Genomic DNA, 11,232 nt, shown 5'->3' on the forward strand with positions numbered 1-11,232 from the left:
CCTGAGGCGCCCGGACGGTCAGGTGCCCGGACGCCTCAGGCAGCCGGACCGGTCAGGCGGCCGGACCGGTCCAGGAGAGCGGGACCTTGCCGAGGCGGACCCGCTGCGGATGGTCGCCGACCGGCACGGACACCCGCTTGGTGCCGGTGGCGAAGTCGATGGCGGTGACCCGGTCCGAGCCGCTCTCCGACACCACGCAGGCCGTCCCGTCGCCGCTGACCGTCGCCCAGTACGGCTTGGACACCGGGACCAGCGGGCCTTCGGCCAGGGTGGCCCGGTCCACCACGGTGGCGTAGTCGTCCATGGTCCCGGCGATGCAGAGCTTGCTGCCGTCAGGGCTCATGGACATGCCGTGGTGCCGGGAGTCGTTGACCCAGGTGGTGCGGTCCTTGCTGGTGGCGGGGTTCTCCGGGAGCGCCTTGAGCCGGGTGATCCGGTCGGTGGCGATGTCGTACTCAAGGAAGCCGTTGAAGAACGACACCTGGAAGTAGAGCTTCGACTCGTCCGGGCTGAAGGCGTTCGGCCGGACCGAGTCGGAGAGGTCGGAGCGGCCGAAGGCGTCCAGCCGCTCCCGCATATCGATGACCCGCACGGTGCGGAAGGTCTGCGTGTCCACCACAGTGATCCGGCGGTCGCCCTTCGTCCAGTCCAGCCAGGGCGCGTCCAAGGCGGTGTTGACCTCGCCGATCGAGCTGTTCCACAGCAGCCGGCCGTCGCGGGAGAAGGTGTTCTCGTGCGGTTTGTCGCCGGTCCCGAAGGAGCCGATCTGCCGGCCGGTGCCGATGTCCAGCACGTGCACGGTGTTGGAGGTGGAGGCGGAGACCGCGACCTTGGTCCCGTCCGGGGAGACCGCCATGTGGTCGGAGCGGTAGCCGGAGACCGGGAAGCGCCAGTTGATGCGGCCGGAGGCGAGGTCCAGGGAGACCACGTCGGCGAAGCTGGGGCGGGAGACGACCACCGCCGAGCCGTCCGGGGTGGTGTACATGTCGTCCACGAACTGGTCGTGGCCCTCCCCCGCGGTGGTGCGGATGCCGAGGAAGTAGGCGAGCTTGACCGGGTTGAGGTGGATCTCCCGGAGCCGTTCGGCCTTGTCTGGGATCACGTTGATCCGGCCGATGCGGGCGAGGTCGCCGGTGGAGGCGAGGACATCGGCGGTGCCCTCCCAGTTGTTGCCGACGAACAGCACCTCGCGCAGCTCCGCCGGCGGGGTGTCGGCCTCCGCCGGGGTGAGCGCGGTGAGCAGTGCAGCCGCGGCCAGCGCAGCGGCGGCTCGCAGGGGAACTCGAGACATCCGGTCAACTCCGTTGGGAGGAAGGAGTGTTACCGGCGGGTAAAATAGACGGGATGACCAAAGGCCGCAACCCTCAGGGTTGCGGCCTTGTTGTTTTCACAGCTGGGTTCAAGCGACGACGCCGATGCGGCCCGCCACCCCGTCGCTGCCGTCGTGGTGGATCGGGGTGTGCGCGCCGGTGAGGGCGGCTCCGGAGCCGCCGCGTCGGTTGGCGACGATCTCGGCGGCGATGGACAGGGCGGTCTCCTCCGGGGAGCGGGCGCCGAGGTCCAGGCCGATCGGGGAGCGCAGCCGGGCAAGCTCCAGCTCGGTGATGCCGACCTCGCGCAGCCGCTTGTTGCGGTCCTCGTGGGTCCTGCGGGAGCCCATCGCGCCGACGTACGCGACGGGCAGCCGGAGGGCCGTTTCGAGGAGCGGTACGTCGAACTTGGCGTCGTGCGTGAGCACGCAGAGCACGGTCCGCCCGTCCACCTCGGTGGACTCCAGGTAGCGGTGCGGCCAGTCCACGACGATCTCGTCGGCCTCGGGGAAGCGGGCCGCCGTCGCGAACACGGGCCGGGCATCGCAGAGGGTTACGTGATAGCCGAGGAACTTGCCGATCCGCACCAGGGCGGAGGCGAAGTCGATGGCACCGAAGACGATCATGCGCGGGGCCGGGACGCTGGACTCGACCAGCACCTTCAGCGGCTCTCCGCAGAGCCGGCCGTCCGCGCCGATCTCCAGGACACCGGTCCTGCCCGCGTCCAGCATGGCGCGGGCTTCCTCGGCGATGGTCCGGTCGAGCTCCGGGTGCCCGCCGAATCCACCCTCGTACGGGCCCTCCGTACGGACAAGCACGGCGCGGCCCATCAGCTCGGCCGGTCCGGCGGCCAGCCGGGCCACGGCCGCGGGCTCGCCCGCCGCCGCGGCGGCCAGCGCGGCCTCGAACACCGCCCGCTCCGGGGAGCCGGCGAGCACCGGGGTGACCAGGATGTCTATGATTCCGCCGCAGGTCAGACCCACGGCGAAGGCATCCTCGTCGCTGTAGCCGAAGCGCTCCAGGACGGTCTCGCCGTCCTCGATGGCCTGCCGGCACAGCTCGTAGACCGCACCCTCCACGCATCCACCGGACACCGAGCCGATGGCCTCGCCCTCTCCGTCGACGGCGAGCGCGGCCCCGGGCTGCCGCGGGGCGCTCCCGCCGACCGCCACCACGGTGGCCACGGCGAAGTCACGTCCCTGCTCGACCCACCGGTTCAGCTCTTCGGCGATGTCCAGCATTACGGCCTCCTGACGAGGTTCGGGTTTCCAGTATCGGATGCGTGGGGGGTGCGGGTCCTGGTGATCAGTACCGGTGGGATCAGTTGACCCCGAGCCAGCCCTCGATCGGGTGCAGGGCGTAGAAGACCAGGAAGATTCCGGTCAGCGCCCACATGAAGCCGCCGATCTCGCGGGCCTTGCCCTGAGCGATCTTGATGGCGACGTAGGCGATCACACCGGCGGCGACGCCGGCCGTGATCTGGTAGGTGAACGGCATGATCACCATGGTCAGGAAGACCGGGATCGCGGTCGCGCTGTCGGACCAGTCCACGTGGCGGGCGTTCTGCATCATCATCGCGCCGATGACCACCAGGGCGGCCGAGGCGACCTCACCCGGGACGATCTGCGTGATCGGGGTGAAGAAGATGCAGGCGGCGAAGAAGAGGCCGGTGACGACCGAGGCGAGGCCGGTACGGGCACCCTCGCCGACACCGGTCGCGGACTCGACGAACACGGTCTGGCCGGAGCCGCCCGCGACACCACCGATGGCGCCACCGGCGCCGTCGATGAACAGCGCCTTCGACAGGCCCGGCATCCGGCCCTTGTCGTCGGCCAGCTTGGCCTCGGTGCCGACGCCGATGATGGTGGCCATCGCGTCGAAGAAGCCGGCGAGCACCAGGGTGAAGACGATCATGCCGACCGTCATCACACCGACGTCGCCCCAGCCGCCGAACTCGACCTTGCCGAAGAGCGAGAAGTCGGGGGAGGAGACCGCGGAGCCGCTGAGCTCCGGCGGGCCGCTGCGCCACGCCTTGGCGTCGATGTCCGCCACGGCGTTGAGGATCACGGCCAGGACGGTGCCGCCGACGATGCCGATCAGGATCGCGCCGGGCACCTTCCGGGCCTGCAGCATGAAGATGCCGAGCAGGGTGACGCAGAAGAGCAGGACGGGCCAGCCGGCGAGCTCACCGGCGGGACCGAGGGTGACGGGGCCGCCACCCTCGGACGCGTGCACGAATCCGGCCTTCACCAGGCCGATCAGGGCGACGAACATGCCGATGCCCATGGTGATCGCGTGCTTGAGCGCGAGCGGGATGGCGTTCATGATCATCTCGCGGAGGCCGGTGACGACCAGGAGACAGATCACGGCGCCGTAGAGCACACACATGCCCATGGCCTGCGGCCAGGTCATCTCGGGGGCGACCTGCGAGGCGAGCACACCGGAGACGGAGAGACCGGCGGCCAGAGCCAGCGGCACCTTGCCGACGAAGCCCATGAGGAGCGTGGTCACGGCAGCCGCGAAGGCGGTGGCCGTGATGAGAGCCTTCTGGCTCAGAGTGTCGCCGGCGACATCCTTACCCGAGAGGATCAGAGGGTTGAGCAGCAGGATGTACGCCATGGCCATGAAGGTCGTGATACCGCCACGAACCTCGTTGCCGACGTTGGATCCTCTGTGGGTGATGTGAAAGTACCGGTCGAGCCAAGACCTTCCGGCCGGGGGACGCGAGCCTTCGCCGGCGTCTTCCGGGGTGGTCTTGGGCTCCACAGACGACTGGGTCATGGTGCCTAACTCCCAAGGTTCAAAGGGGCACCCGCGCTGGGGATTGGAGACTGCGGGATTTGGGATGGAACGTTTGGCTGCACGACCCGGGGGACGGCCCGAGACGAAGCAAGGGGACTTCGGTTGCTGCTGTTGGTGCGGTACTGCGGGGGTTGAAGCGATCCGCGAGCGGTGCGGTACTTCGTACTCCGGGCGGTGTGACCGTGAAGTGTGACGTTCCCGCGTCACACCGCCCGGAGAGCTTGGGTCCCTAGAGGGTGCCGGTGAGGGCCTCGGGACGGATCGGGGTCTTGTTCAGCTCCAGACCGGTCGCCGCCCGGATCGCCGCGAGGACGGCCGGGGTGGACGACAGGGTGGGGGCTTCGCCGAGACCGCGCAGACCGTAGGGGGCGTTCGGGTCGGCGAGCTCCAGGACGTCGACCGGGATGGTCGGGGTGTCGAGGATGGTCGGGATCAGGTAGTCCGTGAAGGAGGGGTTGCGCACCTTCGCGGTCTTCGGGTCCACGATGATCTCTTCCATGACCGCCACGCCGAGGCCCTGGGTGGTACCACCCTGGATCTGGCCGACCACGGAGAGCATGTTCAGCGCCTTGCCGACGTCCTGGGCGGTGGCCAGCTCCACGACCTTGACAAGGCCCAGCTCGGTGTCCACCTCCACCACCGCGCGGTGCGCGGCGAAGGTGTACTGGACGTGGCCGTCGCCCTGGCCGGTGACCAGGTCGAACGCGACGGTCGGACGGTGCCGGAACTCGAGCTCGAGGTCGATCGCCTCGTCCTCGAGGATGTCGGCGATGTCCGCGAGGACCTCGCCGCCGTCGGTCACGACCTTGCCGCCCTCGAGCAGCAGCTCCGCGTGGGCCCAGGCCGGGTGGTAGGAACCGTTCTTGCGGCGGCCCATCTCCAGCAGCGCCTCGCGGACGGCCTCACAGGTGTTCTTCACCGCGCCACCGGTCATGTACGTCTGCCGGGAGGCGGACGTGGAACCGGCGGAGCCGACCTGGGTGTCGGCCGGGTGGATGGTCACCTGCGTGACGCCCAGCTCGGTACGGGCGATCTGCGCGTGGACGGTGACACCGCCCTGGCCGACCTCCGCCATGGCCGTGTGGACCATCGCGACGGGCTCGCCGTTGATGACCTCCAGGCGCACCCGGGCGGTGGAGTAGTCGTCGAAGCCCTCGGAGAAGCCGACGTTCTTGATGCCGACCGCGTAGCCGACGCCGCGGACGACGCCCTCGCCGTGGGTGGTGTTGGACAGACCGCCGGGCAGCGCGCGGACGTCCGCGCCCTCGCCGGCCGTCTCCCACTGGCGCTCCGGCGGCAGCGGGCGGGCCTTGACCCGGCGCAGCAGCTCGGCGACCGGGGCCGGGGAGTCCACGACCTGGCCGGTGGGCATGATCGTGCCCATCTCCATGGCGTTCAGCTGGCGGAACTCGACCGGGTCCATGCCCAGCTTCGCCGCGAGCTTGTCCATCTGGGCCTCGTAGGCGAAGCAGGCCTGGACGGCGCCGAAGCCGCGCATCGCGCCGCAGGGCGGGTTGTTGGTGTAGAGCGCGATCGCCTCGATGTCCACGTCCTCGACGACGTACGGGCCCACCGAGAGGGAGGAGGCGTTGCCGACGACCGCCGGGGAGGCCGAGGCGTAGGCGCCGCCGTCCAGCACGATCCGGCACTTCATGTGCGTGATCTTGCCGTCCTTGGTGGCGCCGTGCTCGTACCAGAGCTTCGCCGGGTGGCGGTGCACGTGCCCGAAGAAGGACTCGAAACGGTTGTAGACGATCTTGACCGGCTTGTTCGTGGCCAGGGCCAGGAGGCATGCGTGGATCTGCATCGAGATGTCCTCGCGACCGCCGAAGGCACCGCCGACGCCGGAGAGCGTCATGCGCACCTTCTCCTCGGGCAGGCCGAGGACGGGGGCGATCTGCTTGAGGTCCGAGTGCAGCCACTGGGTGGCGACGTAGAGGTCGACGCCACCGTCCTCGGCGGGCACGGCGAGGCCGGACTCCGGGCCGAGGAAGGCCTGGTCCTGCATGCCGAAGGTGTACTCGCCCTCGACGATGACGTCGGCGCGCTTGCGGGCCTCTGCCACGTTGCCGCGGATGATCGGCTGGCGGTGCACGATGTTCGGGTGCGGGACGTGACCGATGTGGTGGTCGTCGCGGCCCTCGTGGATCAGCGGCGCGTCGGGGGCGAGGGCGGAGGCCTCGTCCGTGACGAGCGGCAGCTCCTTGTAGTCGATCTTGATCTTGGCCGCGGCGCGGCGGGCGGTCTCCGGGTGGTCGGCGGCCACGAGGGCGACCGGCTCACCGTGGTGACGGACCCGGCCGTTGGCGAGAACCGGGGTGTCCTGGATCTCGAGGCCGTAGTTCTTCATCTCGGCCGGCAGGTCGTCGTACGTCAGCACCGAGTAGACGCCCGGCATGGCCAGGGCCTCGGAGATGTCGATGGAGACGATCTCGGCGTGGGCGACGGTGCTGCGCAGGGTCTGGCCCCACAGCATGTCCTCGTGCCACATGTCCGAGGAGTACGCGAACTCGCCGGTGACCTTGAGGGTGCCGTCCGGGCGGAGCGTGCTCTCGCCGATGCCGCCCTTGGTGTGCTTCTGGGTGACGTTCGTCGGCGTGCCGGCGGGTACGGTGCGGGTGTTCTGAGCCATGATCAGACCGCCTCTCCCTGACGGGCGGCCGCCAGGCGGACCGCGTCGAGGATCTTCTCGTAGCCCGTGCAGCGGCAGAGGTTGCCGGACAGGGCCTCACGGATGTCCTGGTCGGACGGGTCCGCGTTCTCCTCCAGGAGAGCGTCCGCCTGGACCAGCAGACCCGGGGTGCAGAAGCCGCACTGGACGGCGCCGGCGTCGATGAACGCCTGCTGGATGTTGGAGAGCTCCGCGCCCTCGCCGGTCTGGGAGTCGGTGCCCTTGGCGGACCACTGCTTGGCCTCGTCCGTGGAGACACCCTTGCTGCCGCAACCGCCGCCGGTGCCGCACGCACCGCCGTGGCCGTGCTGCTCGCGCTGCTTGGCGAAGTCGGCCAGGCCCTCGACGGTCACGACGTCGCGGCCCTCGACCTGACCGGCCGCGACCAGACAGGAACAGACCGGCACGCCGTCGAGGCGGACCGTGCAGGAACCGCACTCGCCCTGCTCACAGGCGTTCTTCGAGCCGGGCAGGCCCAGGCGCTCACGCAGGACGTAGAGGAGGGACTCGCCCTCCCAGACGTCGTCGGCTTCCTGCGGACGACCGTTGACAGTGAAATTGACGCGCATGATTACGCAGCCCCTTCAAGCGAGCGGCCGTTGGTGCCGCGGTACTGCTCCCAGGTCCAGACGAGCTGGCGGCGAGCAAGGATGCCGACCGCGTGACGGCGGTACTTCGCCGTGCCACGGACGTCGTCGATCGGGTTGCACGCGCCGGAGGCGAGCTCACCGAACTGCTTGGCGATCGACGGGGTGATGACCTTGCCGGACTCCCAGAAACCGCCCTCTTCGAGCGCGGCGTTCAGGAACTCCTCGGCAGCCTTGGCCCGGAGCGGGGTCGGGGCGGCCGAGCCGATGCCCGTACGCACCGTGCGGGTGTCGGGGTGCAGCGCGAGGCCGAAGCCGCAGACCGCGATGACCATCGCGTTGCGGGTGCCGACCTTGGAGTACTGCTGCGGGCCCGTGGCGTTCTTGATGTGGACGGTCTTGATGAGCTCGTCGGCGGCCAGCGCGTTGCGCTTCACACCCGTGTAGAACTCGTCGATCGGGATCATGCGCGAGCCGCGCACGGACTCGACCTCGACCTCGCAGCCGGCGGCGAGCAGGGCGGGGTGGGAGTCACCGGCGGGTGAGGCGCAGCCGAGGTTGCCGCCGACACCGCCGCGGTTGCGGATCTGCGGGGACGCGACCGTGTGCGAGGCGAGCGCGAGACCCGGCAGCGTTTCGCGCAGGTTCTCCATGATCTGGGTGTACGGAACGGAGGCGCCCAGCTTGGTGACCTCCTCGCCTACCTCCCACTCCCGCAGCAGCTCGATGCGGTTGAGGTCGAGGAGGTATTCCGGACGGCGGTGGTCGAAATTGATCTCGACCATGATGTCGGTGCCACCCGCAATCGGCACAGCTGTGGGGAACTCGGCCTTAGCGGCGAGCGCCTCCTCCCAGCTGGCGGGGCGAAGGAAGTCCATGTGCGGCTCTCTTCTTCTTCATCGTGTCGTTGACTTCAAGCCAGGAGGCCAAGAGGCCCTCGACTGGTCGTTCACGTGCTGTTAACGCGGTGTGGAGCCAGTACACAAGCCGCGCGTCCCCCGGGTGCAGTCACCGAAACCATGAAGGAGTTGGCTGGCGGCCTCTCCCGTCTTGTAGATTCGTATGAAAGGCAGGATGCGATGACCTGCCCGATTTCCAACGGCAACATCGAGACAGATCGGCGGCGACATCATGCGGCTGCGCGCACTGCTGGAGACCGAGGCGCTGGGGCTGCGGCTGCTGGGCGGCGAGGAAGAACTCGACCGCACGGTCCGCGGGGTCATGACCACGGACCTGAGAGATCCCAGCCGATACCTCTCCGGAGGAGAACTTGTCCTGACAGGGCTGGCCTGGAGACGAAATTCGGCCGATTCAGAGCCGTTCGTACGAATCCTTGCCGGCGCGGGCGTGGCGGGCCTGGCGGCCGGCGAGGCCGAGCTCGGAGCGATCCCGGACGACCTGGTTTCCGCCTGTCTCAGGAACCGTCTGCCGCTGTTCGCCGTGAACGAAGACGTTGCATTCGCCACGATCACCGAGTATGTGGTGCGGCAGGTCTCCGGGGAGCGGGCGGGCGATCTCGCGGCCGTGGTCGACCGCCACCGGCGGCTGATGACCTCCGGTCCCGCGGGTGGCGGACCCGACGTAGTACTCGATCTGCTCACCACGGACCTCGATCTGCGGGCCTGGGTGCTCTCCCCCACGGGCCGGCAGATCGCCGGGGCCGGAGAACCGCTCGCACCGGGCATCTGCGCGGCGCTGGCCGGCGAGCACCTCGCGGCGGTCCGGACCGGCCGCCGGGGCCCGCACCGGATCTCCATCCAGGGTATTACCTACTCCCTGTTCCCGATCAGAGGCGTGGCCCGGGGTGCCGGGCCGGGCGGCCGGGACGTGCGGGAGACCGTGCTCTCGGACTGGCTGCTGGCCGTGGAGGCGGACGCCGGCGACTGGCCGGCCGAGCGGCTGGACCTGCTGCAGGGCGTCACCCAGCTGATCGCGGTCGAGCGGGACCGCCGCGATGCCGCCCGTACGGTGCGCCGCCGGCTCGCCCAGGAGGTCCTGGAGCTGGTCCAGACGGGAGCCCCGCCCGCCGAGATCGCCGCCCGCCTGCGGGTGGCCGCCCCGGTGCTGCTGCCGGGACTGGGCGCCGCCCCGCACTGGCAGGTCGTGGTGGCCCGGGTGGACTGGGAGGGCGGGGACATCCCCGGCGGCCCGGTGGCCCAGTCGCTGCTGGAGGAGATCCTGGTCGACCCGTCGGTGTCCGGCCCGGAGCCCTCCGACCGGATCGCGGTCGCACACGCCGGGGACGAGGCCATCGCCCTGGTCCCGCTGCCGGCGCTGCCCGCGGACGCCGAGGAGAAGGCCCCGGACCCGGCCCTGCACGCCGACGCGCTGCTGGCCGCCGTACGGGAGCCGCTGGCCGCCGGTCTGGACGGCGACGGGCGGCTCACCCTGGGCGTCAGCGCCGCCGTGCACTCCGCCGAGGGCCTGCGGGGCGCCCTGGAGGAGGCCCGGCACGCCCGCCGGGTCGCCGCTGCCCGCCCGGGCCGGGTCTGCGCGGCCGGACACCACGAGCTGGCCTCGCACGTCCTGCTGCTGCCCTTCGTCCCCGACGACGTCCGGCGGGCCTTCACGGCCCGGCTGCTGGACCCGCTGCGGGACTACGACCGGCGGCACCGGGCGGAGCTCATCCCCACCCTGGAGGCCTTCCTGGACTGCGACGGCTCCTGGACCCGCTGCGCGACCCGGCTGCACCTGCACGTCAACACACTGCGCTACCGGGTCGGGCGAATCGAGCAGTTGACGTCGCGCGATCTTTCGCGGCTGGAGGACAAGCTCGACTTCTTCCTGGCACTGCGGATGAGCTGAGCGGATACCCGGCCCGGGGGCGTCTGCCCGGTCTGCCCGATCCCTGGACACTCCTGACGCGATGTCCGCACTTTGTGAAAGAGTTCACCCGACCCCTTGGCCGATCAAGCCGATCCGTGCTGTCATTTCGCCCCAGGGCTCAATGACGTGCTGCTCGGTTGCTTGGGGAGGGCAATGTGGCGGACACCGCCATGTCGGGTGCCGGAACTACCGGGGGCGACGACCCCCTCCAGCGGGCGATATGGCGGCTGCGTTCGCGCGGCTGTTGGACCGACGCGGCGGCGCTGCTGACACCGCACACGGACGACCCCGGTCCGGCGGTCCAGCGCACCGCACTCCTGGTGGAGCGCTGCCTGTTCACCGGGCAGGGCTGGGCGGAGGCGGAGGACGCGCTGCGCACCGCGGAGGCGGTGGCCCGGGACGACGATGCGCGGGGTGCCGCCGCGTGCGAGCGCGGCCAGCTGGCGTACGCGGCGACGGTGCTCGGCATCCGGGACCGGGCCGACGAGGCCCGCTCGGCCCTGGGCCGCGCCGCGGCCCTGCTGTCCCCCGGCTCGCGGACCCGGCCGCTGCTGGACTTCCGCCGCGGCCTGGTCGCCGAGCACCTGGCGGACGCCCCGCAGTCGGCCCGCCCGGCCTACCGCCGGGCCCATGCGGGGGCGGCGGCCAACGGGGACATCCTGCTGCTGTCCTTCACCTGGCGGCATCTGGCCGGGCTGGCCCTGCGGGACGGCGAAGTCGCCGAAGCCAGGCACGGTTTCGCGGAGTCCCTGCGGATCCGCGAGGAGCTGGGCTTCCTGGTGGGCACGGCCCCGGCGCTGGCCGCACTGGCGGACGCCGAACCGGAACCGGAGGCCACCCGCCTCCGTGCGGAGGCCCGCCGCCTGTTCCACCTCCTGGGCGGCATCCCCACCTGGCTCGCCGACCAACTCCACCCGTCCCCGGCGGTCTAGGAACCGGCGCATCGTCGGTCTGGCCACCACCATCGCCGGTCTGCTGCTCCTCTACCGCGCCCCGGCGGGCGGCAGCTACGCGGTGGACCTGCTGCCCGGGTTCA

General features: G+C 70.6%; 8 protein-coding genes. 2 read left to right on the top strand and 6 right to left on the bottom strand.

Annotation, left to right across the window (positions count from 1 at the left end; genetic code table 11):
- Positions 1 to 52: 52 nt before the first annotated feature.
- The 6 genes from ABT123_RS13190 to ABT123_RS13215 form a co-directional block, all read right to left on the bottom strand.
- Positions 53 to 1,291 carry a YncE family protein gene (locus ABT123_RS13190; RefSeq protein WP_351312771.1) on the bottom strand — a complete coding sequence of 413 codons (1,239 nt, stop codon included), beginning with the start codon at positions 1,289 to 1,291 and terminating at the stop codon, positions 53 to 55.
- Between the two features lie 108 nt (positions 1,292 to 1,399).
- Positions 1,400 to 2,551 carry an XdhC family protein gene (locus tag ABT123_RS13195; protein ID WP_351312773.1) on the bottom strand — a complete coding sequence of 384 codons (1,152 nt, stop codon included), beginning with the start codon at positions 2,549 to 2,551 and terminating at the stop codon, positions 1,400 to 1,402.
- Positions 2,552 to 2,630: 79 nt separating this feature from the next.
- On the bottom strand, positions 2,631 to 4,091 hold the full coding sequence (locus tag ABT123_RS13200) for an NCS2 family permease (RefSeq protein ID WP_351312775.1): 1,461 nt from the start codon (positions 4,089 to 4,091) through the stop codon (positions 2,631 to 2,633).
- Between the two features lie 250 nt (positions 4,092 to 4,341).
- Entirely contained in the window at positions 4,342 to 6,744 is a 2,403-nt protein-coding gene (gene pucD, locus ABT123_RS13205) for a xanthine dehydrogenase subunit D (protein WP_351312777.1), read from the bottom strand.
- Positions 6,745 to 6,746: 2 nt separating this feature from the next.
- Positions 6,747 to 7,352, bottom strand: coding sequence for a (2Fe-2S)-binding protein (locus tag ABT123_RS13210; protein WP_351312779.1), 606 nt, complete (start codon positions 7,350 to 7,352; stop codon positions 6,747 to 6,749).
- A gap of 2 nt (positions 7,353 to 7,354) precedes the next feature.
- Positions 7,355 to 8,248: an FAD binding domain-containing protein gene (locus tag ABT123_RS13215; RefSeq protein ID WP_351312780.1), complete on the bottom strand. Its 894-nt coding sequence runs from the start codon at positions 8,246 to 8,248 to the stop codon at positions 7,355 to 7,357.
- A 253-nt stretch (positions 8,249 to 8,501) separates the two neighbouring features.
- On the opposite strand from ABT123_RS13215, the gene ABT123_RS13220 reads away from it, so the two are divergent.
- Together ABT123_RS13220 and ABT123_RS13225 are read left to right on the top strand one after the other, a co-directional pair.
- Positions 8,502 to 10,175, top strand: a complete 1,674-nt coding sequence (locus tag ABT123_RS13220; protein ID WP_351312782.1) for a PucR family transcriptional regulator — start codon at positions 8,502 to 8,504, stop codon at positions 10,173 to 10,175.
- Between the two features lie 176 nt (positions 10,176 to 10,351).
- Positions 10,352 to 11,128, top strand: a complete 777-nt coding sequence (locus ABT123_RS13225) for a hypothetical protein (RefSeq protein ID WP_351312784.1) — start codon at positions 10,352 to 10,354, stop codon at positions 11,126 to 11,128.
- Positions 11,129 to 11,232: the final 104 nt, after the last annotated feature.

The organism is Streptomyces sp. NPDC002054 (assembly GCF_040296685.1).
Lineage (GTDB): Bacteria > Actinomycetota > Actinomycetes > Streptomycetales > Streptomycetaceae > Streptomyces.